Annotated in this window: 15 protein-coding genes; 8 read left to right on the forward strand and 7 right to left on the reverse strand. The window is 62.4% G+C overall.

Features of this window, described 5'->3' with window-relative positions; all coding sequences use genetic code 11:
• The first annotated feature begins 2 nt into the window (after positions 1–2).
• The 6 genes from KCX59_RS07945 to KCX59_RS07970 are packed head-to-tail and all read left to right on the forward strand — an operon-like array spanning position 3 to position 6,223.
• Positions 3–2,144, forward strand: a complete 2,142-nt coding sequence (locus KCX59_RS07945; protein ID WP_179019039.1) for a biotin carboxylase N-terminal domain-containing protein — start codon at positions 3–5, stop codon at positions 2,142–2,144.
• Positions 2,141–3,304 carry an acyl-CoA dehydrogenase family protein gene (locus KCX59_RS07950; RefSeq protein ID WP_179019037.1) on the forward strand — a complete coding sequence of 388 codons (1,164 nt, stop codon included), beginning with the start codon at positions 2,141–2,143 and terminating at the stop codon, positions 3,302–3,304. Before KCX59_RS07945 ends, KCX59_RS07950 begins: the two co-directional genes overlap by 4 nt.
• Before the next feature lie 20 nt (positions 3,305–3,324).
• Positions 3,325–4,092, forward strand: a complete 768-nt coding sequence (locus tag KCX59_RS07955; protein WP_178996401.1) for a CoA transferase subunit A — start codon at positions 3,325–3,327, stop codon at positions 4,090–4,092.
• Positions 4,089–4,841: a CoA transferase subunit B gene (locus KCX59_RS07960; protein WP_179019035.1), complete on the forward strand. Its 753-nt coding sequence runs from the start codon at positions 4,089–4,091 to the stop codon at positions 4,839–4,841. Before KCX59_RS07955 ends, KCX59_RS07960 begins: the two co-directional genes overlap by 4 nt.
• Positions 4,838–5,323, forward strand: coding sequence for a MaoC family dehydratase (locus KCX59_RS07965; RefSeq protein ID WP_178996397.1), 486 nt, complete (start codon positions 4,838–4,840; stop codon positions 5,321–5,323). Before KCX59_RS07960 ends, KCX59_RS07965 begins: the two co-directional genes overlap by 4 nt.
• Before the next feature lie 45 nt (positions 5,324–5,368).
• The gene (locus KCX59_RS07970; RefSeq protein WP_179019033.1) at positions 5,369–6,223 is read left to right on the forward strand and encodes an HpcH/HpaI aldolase/citrate lyase family protein; all 855 of its coding nucleotides are present in this window, start codon (positions 5,369–5,371) and stop codon (positions 6,221–6,223) included.
• A 59-nt stretch (positions 6,224–6,282) separates the two neighbouring features.
• On the opposite strand, the gene KCX59_RS07975 is transcribed toward KCX59_RS07970, so the two are convergent.
• From KCX59_RS07975 to KCX59_RS08000, 6 genes are read right to left on the reverse strand one after another with little or no spacing between them, the layout of a single operon-like run.
• Positions 6,283–7,386 carry a Gfo/Idh/MocA family protein gene (locus tag KCX59_RS07975; protein ID WP_179019031.1) on the reverse strand — a complete coding sequence of 368 codons (1,104 nt, stop codon included), beginning with the start codon at positions 7,384–7,386 and terminating at the stop codon, positions 6,283–6,285.
• Positions 7,371–8,072, reverse strand: coding sequence for a ThuA domain-containing protein (locus tag KCX59_RS07980; protein WP_179019029.1), 702 nt, complete (start codon positions 8,070–8,072; stop codon positions 7,371–7,373). Before KCX59_RS07980 ends, KCX59_RS07975 begins: the two co-directional genes overlap by 16 nt.
• 11 nt (positions 8,073–8,083) lie before the next feature.
• On the reverse strand, positions 8,084–9,304 hold the full coding sequence (locus KCX59_RS07985; protein ID WP_179019028.1) for a Gfo/Idh/MocA family protein: 1,221 nt from the start codon (positions 9,302–9,304) through the stop codon (positions 8,084–8,086).
• 12 nt (positions 9,305–9,316) lie between these two features.
• Positions 9,317–10,216 carry a carbohydrate ABC transporter permease gene (locus KCX59_RS07990; protein ID WP_179019026.1) on the reverse strand — a complete coding sequence of 300 codons (900 nt, stop codon included), beginning with the start codon at positions 10,214–10,216 and terminating at the stop codon, positions 9,317–9,319.
• Positions 10,216–11,154: a carbohydrate ABC transporter permease gene (locus KCX59_RS07995; RefSeq protein ID WP_091466411.1), complete on the reverse strand. Its 939-nt coding sequence runs from the start codon at positions 11,152–11,154 to the stop codon at positions 10,216–10,218. Before KCX59_RS07995 ends, KCX59_RS07990 begins: the two co-directional genes overlap by 1 nt.
• A 4-nt stretch (positions 11,155–11,158) precedes the next feature.
• Positions 11,159–12,478 (reverse strand): extracellular solute-binding protein, encoded by a 1,320-nt coding sequence (locus KCX59_RS08000; protein ID WP_178996372.1) that lies wholly within the window; start codon positions 12,476–12,478, stop codon positions 11,159–11,161.
• A gap of 283 nt (positions 12,479–12,761) precedes the next feature.
• Between KCX59_RS08000 and KCX59_RS08005 the strand changes: the two genes are divergently transcribed.
• Complete coding sequence (locus KCX59_RS08005) at positions 12,762–13,829, forward strand: LacI family DNA-binding transcriptional regulator (protein ID WP_178996370.1); 1,068 nt, start codon at positions 12,762–12,764, stop codon at positions 13,827–13,829.
• On the opposite strand, the gene KCX59_RS08010 is transcribed toward KCX59_RS08005, so the two are convergent.
• The gene (locus KCX59_RS08010) at positions 13,801–15,261 is read right to left on the reverse strand and encodes a lipase maturation factor family protein (protein WP_179019024.1); all 1,461 of its coding nucleotides are present in this window, start codon (positions 15,259–15,261) and stop codon (positions 13,801–13,803) included. The genes KCX59_RS08005 and KCX59_RS08010 overlap by 29 nt on opposite strands.
• A 103-nt stretch (positions 15,262–15,364) precedes the next feature.
• Between KCX59_RS08010 and dxr the strand changes: the two genes are divergently transcribed.
• Positions 15,365–16,549 carry a 1-deoxy-D-xylulose-5-phosphate reductoisomerase gene (gene dxr, locus KCX59_RS08015; RefSeq protein ID WP_178996366.1) on the forward strand — a complete coding sequence of 395 codons (1,185 nt, stop codon included), beginning with the start codon at positions 15,365–15,367 and terminating at the stop codon, positions 16,547–16,549.
• The last annotated feature ends 27 nt before the right edge of the window (positions 16,550–16,576 follow it).

Raw genomic sequence — 16,576 nt, forward strand, 5'->3', positions numbered from 1 at the left:
CCATGAGCCTCCCAACAACAACCACAGCCCCACCCAGCGCGGCGGTCCAAGCCCGTACCTTCAGCGCCGTCCTTGTTGCCAATCGCGGGGAGATCGCCTGCCGCGTCATCAGGACCCTGAAGGAGATGGGCATCCGCTCCGTGGCCGTGTACTCGGACGTGGACAAAGATGCCAGGCACGTAGCCCTCGCCGATACCGCCGTCGCCATCGGTGGCACGGCGCCCTCGGAAAGCTACTTGAAGATCGATGCCGTCATCGACGCGTGCCGTCGAAGCGGGGCGGAGGCAGTCCACCCGGGATACGGCTTCTTGTCCGAGAACGTGGAGTTCGCCAAGGCGCTGGACGCCGCCGGCATCACGTTCATCGGGCCGGGAGTTGGTGCCATTGAAGTCATGGGCGACAAGATCCGGTCCAAGAACCACGTGATGGCCTACGACGTTCCCTGCGTACCGGGCATCGCACAACCAGGACTCACCGATCAGGAGTTGATCGAGGCGGCGCCGGGGGTCGGTTTCCCCTTGCTGATCAAGCCGTCCGCTGGTGGAGGCGGCAAAGGCATGCACATCGTGGAACGGCCCGAGGACATGGCCTCCACGCTCGTCACGGCAAGACGCGTGGCAGCGTCCGCCTTCGGCGACGACACTCTCTTCCTTGAGCGGCTCATTCGCGCGCCCCGGCACATCGAGGTCCAGGTCCTGGCCGACAACCACGGCAACGTCATCCACCTCGGCGAGCGCGAGTGCTCACTCCAACGGCGCCACCAGAAGGTCATCGAAGAAGCCCCGTCCGCCCTCTTCGAATCACTGCCCGACGGCGCAGGGGAGCGGGCCCGCATCGGCGAGGCCGCCTGCAACGCGGCACGTTCGGTCAACTACAGCGGCGCGGGAACCGTCGAGTTCCTGGTCTCCGACGACCACCCCGACGAGTTCTTCTTCATGGAGATGAACACCCGGCTGCAGGTAGAGCATCCTGTCACGGAGATGGTCACGGGCATCGACCTCGTCGAGTGGCAGGTGAGGATCGCCGCCGGTGAGGTGCTCACCGTCGCGCAGTCCGACGTCGTACTTAACGGCCACGCCGTTGAGGCGCGCGTTTACGCCGAGGTGCCCGAGCGGAATTTCATGCCGTCGATGGGGCGCATCGTGGCGCTCGCAGAGCAGGGCGCAGCGGATGCAACCGTGTCCGGGCACCGACAGGCGCATGCGAACGTGCGGATTGATTCCGCCATGCGGGACAGGCTGGAGATCACAGGGGACTACGATCCCATGCTCGCCAAGGTCATTGCATGGGGCGAGGACAGGGCAGCGGCGCTGGATACCCTTGACGCTGCGCTCGGCCGTTACACACTGCTGGGTGTCGACACGAACGTTGAATATCTGCGGTTGTTGATCAATGATCCCGAGGTCCGCGCCGGGCACCTCGATACGGGACTAATCGAGCGCAAGCTGCCGTCCCTGGAATTCAGGCACGTTGGTCCCGCTGAACTGATCGCCGCAGCGCTCACCCTCTGGCTGGAACGGACTGGTGCGGTGCTGGCTGGCGACGCGTGGAAGAGTGCCGACTCCTGGCGCGTCGGCGGCCGTGGCGCCTGGACAGTCACCTTTGGTGTTCCGGGCGGTGGAGTCGTTGCGGTGTCCATCACCGAAGAGGACAGTACCGTCACGGCAAGCATCGACGGCGGGAATCCCTCCAGCATCAAAGCGGTGGACCGGACTGCTACCAGCATCGCGTTGGAGCTCGACGGCGGCCTGGTCACCTTCGCGGTCGGCATTACCCAGGGTGATGCCCAGGAAATTTACGTCGGCAACGATGGCTGGTCCTGCAGGCTCGAGGTACTGAATCGTGCCGAGCAGCTGCGGCGGATGCTCGCCGGGATCGAGCGTGAAGACGGGGCGGCGGACCCGGAGGTGCGCTCGCCGATGCCCGGGACGGTGGTTTCCGTGTCCGTGGTTGACGGTGACTTGGTCGAGGAAGGCCAGGTGCTCCTTGCCGTGGAAGCCATGAAGATGGAGCACCAACTGGTGGCGTCCGTTGCGGGGACCGTCCACCTCACCAGCAAACCCGGCGACCTGGTCAAAGCGGACCAGGTGCTCGCCACCATTCACGTAGACAAGACCAGCACAGACGAGGAAGTGCAGCGATGAGCACGTTTGAACTCAATGAGGAATACCAGGACCTTAGCGACTCCGTCCGCGAATTCGCCGACGAAGTTGTGGCCCCGGTTTCCGCCAAGCACGACGAAGAGCACAGCTTCCCCTACGAGGTTGTGAAGCAGATGGGGGAGATGGGCTTGTTCGGCCTCCCCTTCCCGGAAGAGTTCGGCGGGATGGGTGGAGACTATTTTGCCCTGGCGCTGGCATTGGAGCAGCTGGGCCGCGTTGACCAGTCTGTGGCCATCACCCTTGAAGCCGGTGTGTCGCTCGGTGCCATGCCGGTGTACCGCTTCGGCACGGAGGAACAGAAGCAGGAGTGGCTGCCCCAGCTGGCGTCCGGACGTTCCTTGGCCGGATTCGGCCTGACCGAGCGCGAAGCGGGCTCGGATGCTGGCGGCACCAAGACCAACGCCCATCTGGAAAACGGCGAATGGGTCATCAACGGCAACAAAGAGTTCATCACCAACTCCGGCACGGACATCACCACGCTGGTCACCGTCACGGCAGTTACGGGCCATAAAGAGAACGCTGACGGCAGTACCAAGAAGGAAATCTCCACCATCCTGGTACCGACTGAAACGCCCGGTTTCAGGGCGGAAAAGCCGTACAACAAGGTGGGATGGAACGCTTCCGACACTCACCCGCTCACCCTGGACAATGTCCGGGTTCCTGAAGCGAACCTCCTGGGCGAGCGCGGCCGGGGTTATGCCAACTTCCTTTCCATCCTTGATGAGGGCCGCATAGCCATCGCCGCACTGGCCACCGGCGCAGCCCAGGGTTGCGTGGACTTGTCCGTGAAGTACGCGAAGGAACGCAGCGCGTTCGGGCAGAACATCGGCAAGTACCAGGCCATCCAGTTCAAGATCGCCCGGATGCAGGCAAGGGCCCACACTGCCCGCCTTGCCTATTACGACGCCGCCTCCAGGATGCTGGCAGGCAAGCCGTTCAAGACCGAAGCGGCCATCGCTAAGATGGTCGCAGGCGAGGCAGCCATGGACAACGCGCGGGACGCCACCCAGGTGTTCGGCGGCTATGGCTTCATCAACGAATTCGCGGTGGCACGGCATTACCGCGACTCCAAGATCCTTGAAATCGGGGAGGGCACCACCGAGGTTCAATTGATGCTCATCGCCCGCGAGCTGGGTCTGTAACCGTACGGGAAGGATCAAGGATGATTGACAAGGTTGTTGCCAGCGCCGCGGAAGCGGTGAAGGACATCCCGGACGGTGCCTCGCTGGCCGTCGGAGGTTTCGGCTTATGCGGTATCCCCGTTTCCCTGATCGATGCCGTCCACCAGCAGGGCACTACGGATCTTGAAACGGTCAGCAACAACTGCGGCGTGGACGACTGGGGCCTTGGCATTCTCCTCAAGGACGGACGTATCCGTCGAACCATCAGCTCCTACGTGGGCGAGAACAAGGAATTTGCCCGGCAGTATCTGGCGGGGGAGCTGGAAGTAGTCCTTACTCCACAGGGCACCTTGGCTGAGAAGCTTCGCGCCGGTGGTGCCGGCATTCCGGCCTTCTACACCAAAGCAGGTGTGGGAACCCAGGTGTCCGAGGGCGGCCTCCCGCAAAAGTACGACGCCGACGGGAACGTTGCGCTGGCCTCTTCACCGAAGGAGGTGCGCACCTTCAACGACGCGGACTATGTGCTGGAAGAGTCCCTGACCCCGGACTTCGGCCTTGTCCACGCCTGGAAGGGAGACCGGCACGGCAACCTGGTCTTCCACGCGACAGCGATGAACTTCAACCCCCTCTGTGCCATGGCGGCCAGGACCACCATTGCCGAAGTAGAGGAGTTGGTGGAACCTGGCGAGCTTGACCCGGAGCACATCCACACCCCGGGGATCTTCGTCCAAAGGGTAGTGGTGGCAACGTCGAACGAGAAGCGGATAGAAAAGCGGACGGTAGCGCTGACGGCAGGAGCGGATCGATGACCGACAATACCTACCACGACATCCCGCCCCGCCCTGAAGCCGTCCGGCACGAGTACCGTCGCGCCGACGCCGAACATCACGAGGCCAAAGGCTGGACCCGCAACGAACTGGCCGCCCGGGTTGCCAGGGAACTCACCAACGGGCAATACGTGAACCTGGGAATCGGGATGCCCACGCTGATCCCCAACTACATTCCCGATGGTGTGGAGGTCATTCTCCACTCCGAGAACGGGATCCTTGGCGTTGGTCCCTACCCCGGTGAGGACAAGGTGGATCCGGACCTCATCAACGCGGGCAAGGAAACGGTCACCACAAATGCGGGGGCGGCGTTCTTCGACTCGGCGTCGTCCTTCGGCATGATCCGCGGCGGGCACGTGGACGTTGCCGTCCTGGGTGCCATGGAGGTGGCCGCGAACGGAGACCTTGCCAACTGGATGATTCCCGGCAAGATGGTCAAGGGCATGGGCGGTGCGATGGACCTGGTGTTCGGCGCCAAGAAAGTCATTGTCATGATGGAACATGTAGACCGCAGCGGCCGGCCGAAAATTGTCCAGGACTGCACGCTCCCCCTTACAGGTAAAGGCTGCGTGGACCGGATCATCACGGATTTGGCTGTTATCGACGTCGTGAAGGACGAAGGTGACCCGCGCCTTGTCCTCCGTGAGTTGGCACCCAACGTCACCCTTGAGGACGTCCTGGCTGCTACCGGCGCCGAGCTGTTCGAGGAAGACCAGGAGCTCACAGTATGACGCGGGTGGTTGAGCAACGCGGGTTGTACTTCGATGAACTTGAAGAGGGCGTGATTTACGCCCACAAACCCGGCCGCACTGTCACCGAGACTGACAATGTTCTTTTCACCACCATGACCATGAACACGCAGGCGCTGCACTTGGACGCGGCCTGGAGCTCCGGGCAGCCGTTCGGACAGCGCCTGATGAACTCCATGTTCACCCTGTCCACCATGGTGGGGCAGTCCGTGACCCAGCTGACGCAGGGGACAATCATCGCGCAGCTGGGCTTGACGGATGTCACCTTCCCTCACCCGCTGTATCACGGCGATACGCTGTACACGGAAACGGTGATCACGGGAAAACGGTTGTCGTCGTCCCGCCCGGGTCAGGGCGTGGTGACCATGCAGCACACCGGCCGCAATCAGGACGGTGCAGTGGTGGCCTTGGCAACCCGGACCTGCCTGATGTGGGCCAAGGAAGCGCACGCCGCGCAGTCCTAGCCCACCATTTCCAAACTCTGTAGGACACCAGCAGCAAGGACCTCCATGCTTTCTTCCAACGCGACTCCGTTCACCATGGGCCCGGCCCTCTTGTTCTGCCCTGCGGACCGTCCGGAGCGTTTCGGCAAGGCCGCGGATCGATCCGATGCCGTCATCCTGGACCTGGAAGATGCCGTAGCTCCTGCGGACAAACCGGGGGCCCGCGAAGCGATTCTGAAACAGGCAGGTACGGGTGGCCTGGAGCCAAGCCGCACCATAGTGCGCGTCAATCCAGTGGGGACGCCCGAGTTCGACCTCGACCTTGAGGCTCTGGCAAGAACGCCCTACCGCACGGTGATGCTGGCCAAGGCGGAGACTGCGGAGCAGCTCAGGTCTTTGGAGGGCTATCAGGTCATCGCGCTGTGCGAGACTGCGGCGGGTATCGTCAACGCCTCCGCTATCGCCGCCGAACCGAACGTCGTGGGGCTGATGTGGGGTGCCGAGGATTTGTTGGCGTCACTGGGTGGCCTCTCCAGCAGGAACGACGACGGCGGCTACCGGGCTGTTGCCCTGCACTCCCGGTCCGCTGTACTGCTCGCCGCCAAAGCCGCGGGCAAGGAAGCCGTCGACTCGGTGTATGTGAACATCCCGGATCTCGAAGGCCTGTTGGCTGAGTCGCGCGACGCCATTTCCAGTGGTTTCGGCGCGAAGGCCTGCATCCATCCGAACCAGGTAGCAGTAGTCCGTGAGGCTTACGCTCCCACTCCCGAAGTCATAGCCCAGGCCACCGAGCTCCTGGAAGCGGCAGCATCTGCGGGCACGGGAGTGTTCCAGTTCAAGGGCAAGATGATCGACGGACCCATTCTCAAGCATGCCGAAGCGACTCTTCGCCGGGCCGGGCACCCGCGAGTTGCCAGTTAACACCCATGTTCGGCGGAAACAAGGGTGTTAACTGGCATCTCGGCGGGGGGTCCTGGGCGTTAGGCGCGCACCGGCGTCGAGAGTTCTGTCAGTTCAACAACGGCGGGTCGGGAGGCAGTGCTCTTGATCGCGACCGACTGCCCGCTCTTGGCCGATTCCAGCACCGATTCCATGACTTCCAAGGCATGGAAAGCGAGTTGGCCGCCGGCGCGGGGTTCGTGTCCGGCCGGCGTCGTTGCGAGGTCTGCGATTCCAAAGCCGCGCCCTGAATCCACGTAGCCGGCAGAGACGGGGAGCGTCTCCCAATCCTCGGCGCCAAGTGCGAACAACTGCACATCTCCGTCAAAATAATTGGGGTCCGGGACGATCAGCGAACCAGTTTCACCGTGGATTTCAATGTTGGGGCTCTTCGTTTTGACGGCGTCGAAGCTCATGAACAGGGTGGATAGAGCTCCGGACGCATGCACCAGGACGCCGGTGACGTGCGAGTCGATATCCACCGGGACTTTTTGGCCTTCCCTGGGGCCCGACCCAATGGTGCGCTCGCTACGGGTGTGACTGGCAGCGCCCACCACGGAAACCACGGGTCCCAGCAGCGTGACAAGGGCCGAGACGTAGTAGGGACCCATGTCCAGCAAGGGTCCGCCGCCGGGCTGGTAGTAGAAGTCCGGGTTCGGGTGCCAGCGCTCATGACCTGGCGTTGCCATGGTGGCAGTAGCGGAAACGGGTGAGCCGATCAGGCCGTCGTCGATCGCCTTCCGGGCCGTCTGGATGCCGGTACCGAGCACAGTGTCTGGTGCGCAACCAACCACAACGCCGGCCGCTGCCGCGGCGTCGAGTACTTCCCGGGCCTCCGCGGTGGTGGCAGCCAACGGCTTTTCACCGTAGACGGACTTGCCGGCCGCGATGGCCCTGAGCGCGATGTCCGCGTGGGCGGCAGGGATGGTCAGGTTCAGGACGAGGTCAACGTCGTCCGCAGCCAGGAGGTCGTCCACGGTCAGTGCCCGGACGCCGTCGTATGAGTCCGCGACGGTCTGTGCCCGGGCAGGATCAAGGTCCGCAACCGCCACGAGGTTAATGGAATCGAGCCTGCGGAAGTTGGCCAGGTACTGGGCAATGATGGCACCGCAGCCGATGACCCCTACATTTAGCGGCTTGCCCACAGCATGCCCCTTTCGATGATGGTGCGGACGTTGCTGTCCTGGAGAATTTCCACGCGGTGGCCAGGGGTGCAGACAAAGATCTTGCCTTTGCCCCACTGACGGGTCCAGATGGCTGGTGAGGTGACTTCGCGGTTCCACGGGTCCCACTCGCGGACTTTCTGGGTGGTAGTGGCCAGGACGTCGATGTAGTCGTCGGACAGGACCCAGTACTGTTCCGTGACGAGGTCGAAGTCACTGATTCCTTGCGTGATGGGGTGCTCGGAGGCTGCGGGCAGCATGTTGACGGTGTAGGGGACGTAGTTGTCTGACTGCTCGCCGATCCGCTCGTCAGCGTGTTTGCCGGGGTGGCAGGCGAACTGGCCGCCGATCAGGTGCAGGTAGTCGGAGTTGTTGCGGTAGGAATCGGCGATCCCGCCGTGCCAGCCGGCCAGTCCGGTGCCGTTTTCGACCGCAGCGCGCAGGCCCTCGAACTCATCTTTCTCAATGGTGGTCATGGTCATGCATTGCACGATCAGGTCCACGGTGGCCATATATTCGGGGTCGGCGTAGATCTTGGGGGATTCCTCCACGCGGACGTCGTAGCCGTTGTCCTTCAGGTACGGAATGAACAGCTCTGTGGCTTCCACCGGTTGGTGTCCATCCCAGCCGCCGCGGACCACCAGCGCTGTCTTGTTGTTGCTTGTCATGTTGCTTCCTTTCAGACGTTCTGCCAGCGGCTTGCGTTATCGGCGCTGGCCTCTACGGCGGCCAGCACCTTTTGCACCTGCAAGGCGTCAGCGAACGACGGCGTGGGCTGCTCTCCTGCGCCGATGGCGGTCACGAGGTCCACCACCTGATGCGTGAAGCCGTGCTCATAGCCGAGGCCGTGACCGGTGGGCCACCAGTTGGCGGTGTAGGGGTGGGAGGGTTCGGTGACCATGATTTTCCGGAAGCCTGCGTCGGGTTCCAGGGAGGAATCGTAGAACTGCAGGGAGTTCATGTCCTCGAAGTCGAAGGAAATGGACCCCGTGGTGCCGTTGAGTTCCAGGCGCATGGCGTTCTTGCGTCCCAGAGCAAAACGGGTGGCTTCGAAAATGCCAATGGGTCCGGAGGAGCCGCTGTAGCGTGAGCCTGCGTCAGCGCCGTCGTCGTGCGTTGGCTCAAAGCGGGCGGTGAACAACGCCGCGTCGTCCACGGTCACCGGACCGCGTGGACCGCCCGCGCCACCGTGACCACCAAGGCCCACAAAGTCGCCGCCCACCGGGCGCTCCTTCACGAACGTCTCCAGTAGCGCCGAGACTCCGGTGATGTTGAGTCCGGTGATCCATTGCGCGGCGTCGATGCTGTGCGCGCCGATGTCACCCAGGGATCCGGACCCGGACTTGGACTTGTCCAGCCGCCACGTCAGCGGAGCATCCGCATCGCTGAGCCAGTCCTGAAGGTACTGGGCGCGGACATGGCGGATCTCGCCCAAGCGACCGTCATCCACCATCCGCTTGGCCAATGCCAGGGCAGGCGTGCGTCGGTAACTGAAGCCGCACATGGAGAACACCCCGCGTTCGGCAGCTGCCTGGGCTACCAGGGTCATCTTTTCGGCTTCCTCCACTGAGTTGGCCAATGGCTTTTCGCACAGGACGTGCTTGCCGGCTTCGAGCGCTGCGATGGCTATCTCCGGATGGGTGTTGCCCGGAGTGCAGATGTCAATCAGATCGATATCGTCGCGCTCAATGAGGCGGCGCCAGTCTGTCTCGGTGGAGGCCCAGCCGTACTTGTTGGCCGCCGCCCGTACACCTTCCTCGTTCCGGCCCGCCACGGCGGTCAATTCAGGAGCGAGCGGGAGGTCGAAGAAACGGGGCGCGGTCCTCCATGCATGGGAGTGGGCGGCGCCCATGAACGCATAGCCCACCATGCCGACACGCAGAGATTGAGGGTCTGTCATTTGAAGTCCTTTCTACTTGCTGAAACCTGCAGTCAGGCCGCTGAGCAACTGCCGCCGTGCCACTACGTAAATCACCAGCAGCGGGAGCGTAGCCAGTACGACGGAGGCGAGTACCGCCGGGATGTTGACGCTGAACTCACCTTGGAAGGTCCACAGCGAAAGCGGCAGAACCCGGGTGTCCGGGCTTTGCGTAAGAATGAGCGGGAACAGGAAGCCGTTCCACACATGGAGTGCGTTGTAGATGCCAACCGTGATGACGGCAGGTTTGGTCATCGGCAAAGCGAGGCGCCACATCATGGCCCAGTCAGAGCACCCGTCCAAACGCATCGACTCAAACAGTTCATTGGGCACATCCCGCATGAAGTTGGACAGGATCAGCACGGACACAGGGATCGCGAACGCAATGGAGGGCAGGATCAGCGCTAACAAGGTGTCGTACATATGGGCCTTGGTGATCATCCAATAGATCGGGATGATCGTGGCGTGCAGCGGAATGGCCAGGCCCAGGAGGAAAACGTTATTGGTCCAGCTGAGGAACTTTCCCTTGCCCCTAACAATGGCGTAGGCGGCCATGAAAGCGACGAACAGTGCCGGAACCACACTGCCAACCGTGACGATGAGGCTGTTGGTGAAGTACTTGGCGAAGTCGTTGTCCAGGACGAGCTTGTAGTTGTCCAGGGTTGGCTCTGAAGGTGGCAGCATCGGGTTTGACGTGAAGAACCCTGCCTGGTTCTTCAGGCTGGTAATCACTACGTAGTACACAGGCACGATGATGATCGCCAGCCAGAGCCAGCCGCCCAGGCCGCCCAGGATATTTGGCCGCGAACGGCCAAGCTTCGGGGGACGACGGCGGGTGGTCGCCGGTTCAGGCAGCGTTGCCGGTGCTGTGGGGAGTTGGGTGGTGGAAGCCATTACGCACCTTCCAGTTGGCTGGCATTGCGGTTCTTGCCGCCGAGTCGTTGAAGGAACAGTGCCAAGGCCAGACCGATGACAACGAGGATGACGCCCAGGGCGCTCGCCGCTCCCATGTCGTTCGCTTTGAAGCCCGTGAGGTACATGTGCAGGGGCAGGAGCCTGGTGGAGTAGCCCGGCCCGCCGGCAGTCAGCACGAAGATCAGGTCGAAGTAGGCCAGGGAGCCCACCACCATGAGGGTGGAGGAGGTGATCATGGTGTACTTCAATTGCGGCAGGGTGATGTTGAAGAACTGCTGGACACGGCCGGCGCCGTCGATCTGCGCAGCCTCGTACAGCGAGGCAGGAATCTGCCGTACGCCGCCTTGGTAAATCAGGGTGTGGAACGGCACGAACTGCCAGGCGATGACGAACACCACCACAAACAGCACCAGATCCGAGTTGCCCAGCCAGTCCTGGGCGAGGAACGGAAGACCCAGGCCGGGCCCGAGTCCGAAGTTTGGATCCAGCAGCGCTTTGAAGGCTATGGCCACGGCGGCAGAGGAGAGCAGCAGCGGCACGAAGTAGAGGACGGCCAGTGCCGCGCGGTACTTCTGGTTGGCCGCAGTGAATACGCCGAGCAAAAGACTGATGGGTGCTTGGACAATGAAGGAGAAAAACATGATCTTGGCCGTCACCAACAAAGCGTTGCCCGTGACGGGATCGGCCAGGACGGTGTTCCAACTGGACAGGCCGTCGAGCTTGATCTCGCCGAGCCCGTCCCAGCGGGTGAAGCTAAGGAACAGGACTCCCAGGAGCGGGAGGATGGCGAAGAGCATGAAGAACGCGAGCGCCGGTACGGCCAGCCACCCCGACGGACCCTTTTCCAGGGTCCGTCGGGTGCCTGTGGCGCGATCCGCGCCCACTGACCGTTGTGGAGTGGTGGTAGTTACGGACACCGTGTTACTTCCCGATCGTCGCGTTCATGGTGGAAGCGAACTGCTCCGGAGTGATCTTCTTCAGGAAGATCTGGTCGAGGTTGGCCAGCATGGCGTCTCCCTGCGCGGGGCTGAGCGCCTGGTCCCAGGACAGGGTGAAGTCCGGGGCGTCCTTGGCCAGGCCATAGACGTAGCTCAGGAAGTCCTTGTCAGGGGAGGCAGCGAGCTTGTCTTCGATGCCGGTGACCACAGGGACAGCTCCTGAGTCGATCAGGCTTTGAACGTTCTCATCCGTGAACATTCCGTCTTTGACGTACTCCAGCGCTGTCTTCTTCTGGTCCTCGGTGGCCTTGGAGGATACGGACCAGAAGTTGGACGGGTTACCCACAACGTTCGCAGGGTCACCCTTGCCGCCCTCAACGGTGGGGAAGGGGACGTATCCGAGCTTGCCGCTGGAGACGAAGTCGGCGGCGTCCTTCTTCATGCCTTGGTAGATCCAGCTGCCCTGCAGGATCATGGCGGCCTTGCCTGTGTACAGCAGCGCCTGGTCCGCGTTGCTGTCGGCGGCAATGGAGGAGAATCCGTTGATGAAGCCGCCGGCGTCTACCAGTTCCTGGATCTTGGTCAGGGCCTCGATCACTGCGGGGTGGGACCACGCTTCCGGTTTGTTGGCTGCGATGTTGGCGAACACTTCAGGGCCGCCGATACGGTCTACAAGGTATTCAAGCCACATCAGGTCCGGCCATTTGGACTGGCCGCCCAGGGAGAAGGGCGCCACGCCGGCTTCCTTGAACTTGGGCACCAGCGCCATGAGCTCATCCCAGGTCTTGGGCGCAACAGCCCCGATCTTGTCGAAGACTTCCTTGTTGTAGTAGAGCACTACGGGCTGCACCTTGTTGTTGGGCAGTGCATAAGTCTTTCCGTCGATCACGCCGCTTTCGAGGATGGAGGGAAGGTAGCGGCTCTGGACGTCCGGGTTCTCTTTAAGGAATCCCGTCAGGTCGTCCACTTGGCCGGCATCGACGTAGGACTTGAGGACCCCTCCGCCCCATCCGTAAACCAGTGTGGGTCCTTGACCGGCACCGACGGCGGTGCGGACCTTGGTCTTGTAGGCATCGTTGGCGAAGAAGTCGAGCTTGATGGCGGAGTCCGGGTGTGACTTGTTCCAGGAGTCAATGGATGCTTGGAACACGGGCTGGTCACCACCGGTGAGTCCCCACATGGTTGCTGAGTCCGCCGAGGCTCCTGTTCCGGCCGGGCCCGAGGACCCGCAGGCTACGAGCGCGATCGACATAGCGGCTGCAGAAACGGCCATTCCGGCGGTGCGCAACTTGAGATTATTCATGTGCAGTTTCCATTCGTCCTTCGGGCTCGACGCTGATTGCCCGGTGTGCGTGTAAAAAGCCACACTCCGCGGTGAGGGGATCGACTGCGACCACCCGCATCCAATGATATTTCGAAATATTTCGAACATCCTTTCGGAAGTGCCCACCAAATTTAGCCGTGACCCGCATCACCGTCAAGGGTTACCGGCCTCCGGATTTAGAAGAATTTCAGCTCCAATTGACGGATATCGTTGCGATCCCGCACACTGTAATCGTCCGAAATATTTCGAAAACAGGAGCATTGTGGAACGAGATCTCCGCCCGTCCAAGCTCACCCTTGCAGCGGTGGCAGCCGAGGTAGGTGTCTCCGCGCCCACTGTTTCCAAGGTGGTCAATGGCCGTGAGGACGTGGCAGAAGCCACCCGGGCCAGGGTTTTGGCCGCTTTGCAGCGCACCGGCTACAAATCGCCGCTGCAACGCAAGAGCATCCCCGAACATCGTGCAGTGGAAGTCGTCTTCGATTCCTTGAATTCCGCTTACGGGGTGGAAGTCCTTAACGGGGTAATGGAGCACGCGGCGGTTTCGGACATGGAGGTTATCCTCTCCATCACCGGAAGGCAGGCGGGCTCGCCACTTGGGCCGGAGGAACGGGCGCAGCGCCTGATCGACGAAGGCCGTGCCGGCATGATCGTGGTGACCTCCGCTTTCGGTGCCGCTCAGTTGGAGGCCTTCAAGCGGCGCCAGATCCCCATCGTGGTGGTGGATCCGCTCAATCCGCCACCAGCTGACGTCTTCAGTGTTGGGGCCAGCAATTGGGCCGGCGGCAAGGCTGCGGCAACACACCTGCTGGAGTTGGGGCATCGAAGAATTGCCTACATCGGCGGTCCATCCACTGCGGAGTGCAGCCAAGCCCGCCTGCACGGTTACATGGCTGCCCTGATGGCGGAGGGAGTGGCCGTGGACCACGAGTACGTTTCCGATGGTCCCTTCAAGCCGGAAAACGGGGTGCGAGCCATGAAGGCCCTCTTGGCGCTCGACAATCCACCCACGGCGATCTTTGCCGGCAGCGACAGCATCGCGCTGGGGGTGCTCGCTGAAGCGCGGCGTCAGAACGTGCGCATTCCCGAGGAAATGAGCCTGGTCGGCTTTGACGGCACCCACCAAGCCGAGGAATCAGTGCCTCCGCTGACGTCAGTGTCCCAACCCTTGCAAGAGATGGGAAGGTCGGCCCTGAGCTTTATCCTCCGACAGAAAAATGGCGAGGAAATCGACTCGCGACGAGTGGAGTTGGCTACGCACCTTGTTGTCCGCGAGTCCACCGCTCCACCGCGGGCGTCGAACGCTAGGGCAGCCGCCGCCGTCGAGGACTAAGCGAGAGCGGCGGGATCGCGTCATAGAGCAGCACCCGAACCCAACGCTCGCCCGTCTCGCGGAACTCCGCGCGGCTGGCGAAACGGTAGAGGTAGCTGCGCGCCCTCACCCAGTGGGGGCGTTCGCCGTCGAACGGGTCATGGCGCAGCAGTCCAAGCGTGGGCTTGTCGGACTCCAATAATCTGTGCAGGAACATATAAAACCAGTCCTCGTGGACGGTCCGCAGCGGCAGGAACCACATCAGCCAATCCAAGCGCAGGTGGTACGGCGCCCATTGCCGGGGGAGTCGCCGCACGTTGCCGGGCTTGCCCTTGAAGCCGTACTCAAGCCATTGCTCGTCCGGTGCGTCCGGCTCCTCAGCCAAGGTGCCCTCCACTACGATCTCGATCCGTTGCTTGGTCACCGTCCCAAAAGCCCCGTAGGCGTTCACCAAGCGCCACCGATTGAAACTGGCGTTCATTAACTGATGGCTGGAGAACAGGTTGACGAGCGGCCGGTAGCTGAACACCAGCAACAGAACAGTGACAAGCACGACGACGGCAAGCCACCACACCGGGGTAGCGGCACCTTGGTGCCACTCCAGCGGGATGAACGGAAAAACCGCATGGGCTACGGGATCACTGACGGCAGCGAAAGCCAGGATGATCGCCACCCAGTTCAGCCAGGCGAAGTTCCCGGTACCCACCAACCACAGCTGCGTCGCGATGATGATGCCCGCGGCGATACTCGCCAGCGGTTGAGGCGCGAACAGGAAGAACGGCACCACCAACTGCGCGAAGTGGTTGCCCACCACCTCTACCTTGTGCAGCGGACGCGGCAAAAGATGCGCCTGCCTGCTGAGCGGGCCAGGCATTGGCTGGGTTTCATGGTGATAGAACATCGCCGTCAGGTCGCGCCACTCGCGGCCGCCCCGGATTTTGATCATTCCAGCACCGAATTCAAGCCGGAATACCAACCACAGAATGAGAATGAGGATGGTTGTAGGCGGCGGAGTCTGGTCCGAGCCAAGAAATGCCACCGTGAATCCGGCCTCAAGGAGAAGAATCTCCCAACCAAACCCATAGAACGTTTGGCCGACGTTAACGATCGACATGTAAAGCAACCAAAGGGCAAGGAAAGCGAGCATAGGCAGCCATGGAGGCCCCATTTGGGGGAGGCCGGCCACCAGCAGAATCGACACGCCCATCCCCGTCCAGCACACGGCCTTGAGCAGCGCGTCGGAGTAGCGCCATTGGAACAGTGTGGGCCTGGCCAGCTTGCGGGCCATGTCCAGGAAAGCCGGGACCGGCAACAGCCCGCGCTCGCCGAGGAGTGCCGGGAACTGGTTCAACGTCGAGAGGAACGCAATTGCGTAGAGCGCGGCTGTGCCGCGCTGCAAGACCTGCCGGGCGAACTCGTAGTCCCTTGCATCAAACCAGGACATCCACTCCACGATTCCACGGTACGCGGGGGAATGCGGTGGTCAAGCGGGGCAGCTTTTCCACTTACGCCCGATTCCGTTCGCGGCCCCCGATGGCGACTGGGATACTTAAGCAATGCAGCCGCGCAAGATCGTCATCCTCGGGTCCACCGGTTCTATCGGCACACAAGCAATTGACGTCGTCGATGCCGCCCCGCACCGTTTCGAGGTGGTGGCACTCAGTGCCGGCGGAGGAAACCTTGAGCTCATCTCGCAGCAGGCCGTCCACACCAGGGCGCAAGCCGTGGGCATTGCCCAGGGAGATCCAGGAGAGCTGCGGCGACTGATCGACGCCCAGGCCGCTATTGCTGGTGTGCGGGACTTTGCTCCGGAGATTTTTGTTGGTCCTGACGCTTCGTCGGTCATTGCAGCCATTGAGTGTGACGTGGTCCTCAACGGCATCACCGGGTCCATCGGACTGGCCCCAACCCTGGCCGCGCTCGGCACGGGGGCCACCCTGGCACTTGCGAACAAGGAATCGCTGATTGTCGGCGGTGCCCTGGTCAAAGCCGCTGCCGGCCCCGGCCAGATAGTGCCCGTCGACTCCGAGCACTCCGCCATCGCCCAATGCCTCCGTTCGGGCACGGAACGGGAAGTTGAAAAGCTGATCCTAACCGCGTCAGGCGGCCCTTTCCGCGGCCGCACACGGGAACAACTTCACGACGTCACACCGCAGGAGGCGCTCGCCCACCCCACCTGGGACATGGGCCTCATGGTCACCACAAACTCAGCCAGCCTGGTCAACAAGGGCCTTGAAGTCATTGAGGCCCACCTGCTGTTCGACGTTCCCTTGGACAGGATCGATGTGGTGGTCCACCCACAATCGGTGGTCCACTCCATGGTCCAGTTCGTGGACGGATCCATCATTGCCCAGGCATCGCCCCCGGACATGCGGCTGCCGATTGCGCTCGGGCTGGGCTGGCCGGACCGTGTTCCCCACGCTGCCCAGGCATGCGATTGGACGCAGGCGACCAGCTGGACGTTCGAACCGCTGGATACCGTGGCCTTCCCAGCAGTGGACCTCGCCAAGGACGCTGCCAAGCAGGGCAGTACGTTCCCCGCGGTGTTCAACGCGGCCAACGAGGAAGCCGTAGAGGCCTTCCACGCCGGCCGCATCCGCTTCACGGACATTGTGGATACCGTTGAATCCGTCCTCAGCGAACATTCAGGCTCTTCTGAGCTAACAGTGGAGTCCGTGCTGGATGCTGAGAAGTGGGCACGCGCCCGTACCCTTGATCGTTTAGCCAGCAGCGCCCTGTAGCTCACAACCCTTATGGAAGCAGTCCCA

This window comes from Paenarthrobacter nitroguajacolicus (genome assembly GCF_051027655.1).
Classification (GTDB): domain Bacteria; phylum Actinomycetota; class Actinomycetes; order Actinomycetales; family Micrococcaceae; genus Arthrobacter; species Arthrobacter nitroguajacolicus.

Excerpts from the sequence above, each read along its gene's own strand:
- KCX59_RS07980 (WP_179019029.1), bottom strand. The coding sequence starts at position 8,072 with ATGACAAGCAACAACAAGACAGCGCTGGTGGTCCGCGGCGGCTGGGAT.
- KCX59_RS07960 (WP_179019035.1), top strand. The coding sequence starts at position 4,089 with ATGACCGACAATACCTACCACGACATCCCGCCCCGCCCTGAAGCCGTC.
- KCX59_RS07955 (WP_178996401.1), top strand. The coding sequence starts at position 3,325 with ATGATTGACAAGGTTGTTGCCAGCGCCGCGGAAGCGGTGAAGGACATC.
- KCX59_RS07945 (WP_179019039.1), top strand. The coding sequence starts at position 3 with ATGAGCCTCCCAACAACAACCACAGCCCCACCCAGCGCGGCGGTCCAA.
- dxr (WP_178996366.1), top strand. The coding sequence starts at position 15,365 with ATGCAGCCGCGCAAGATCGTCATCCTCGGGTCCACCGGTTCTATCGGC.
- KCX59_RS07985 (WP_179019028.1), bottom strand. The coding sequence starts at position 9,304 with ATGACAGACCCTCAATCTCTGCGTGTCGGCATGGTGGGCTATGCGTTC.
- KCX59_RS07990 (WP_179019026.1), bottom strand. The coding sequence starts at position 10,216 with ATGGCTTCCACCACCCAACTCCCCACAGCACCGGCAACGCTGCCTGAA.
- KCX59_RS08000 (WP_178996372.1), bottom strand. The coding sequence starts at position 12,478 with ATGAATAATCTCAAGTTGCGCACCGCCGGAATGGCCGTTTCTGCAGCC.
- KCX59_RS07965 (WP_178996397.1), top strand. The coding sequence starts at position 4,838 with ATGACGCGGGTGGTTGAGCAACGCGGGTTGTACTTCGATGAACTTGAA.
- KCX59_RS07970 (WP_179019033.1), top strand. The coding sequence starts at position 5,369 with ATGCTTTCTTCCAACGCGACTCCGTTCACCATGGGCCCGGCCCTCTTG.
- KCX59_RS07950 (WP_179019037.1), top strand. The coding sequence starts at position 2,141 with ATGAGCACGTTTGAACTCAATGAGGAATACCAGGACCTTAGCGACTCC.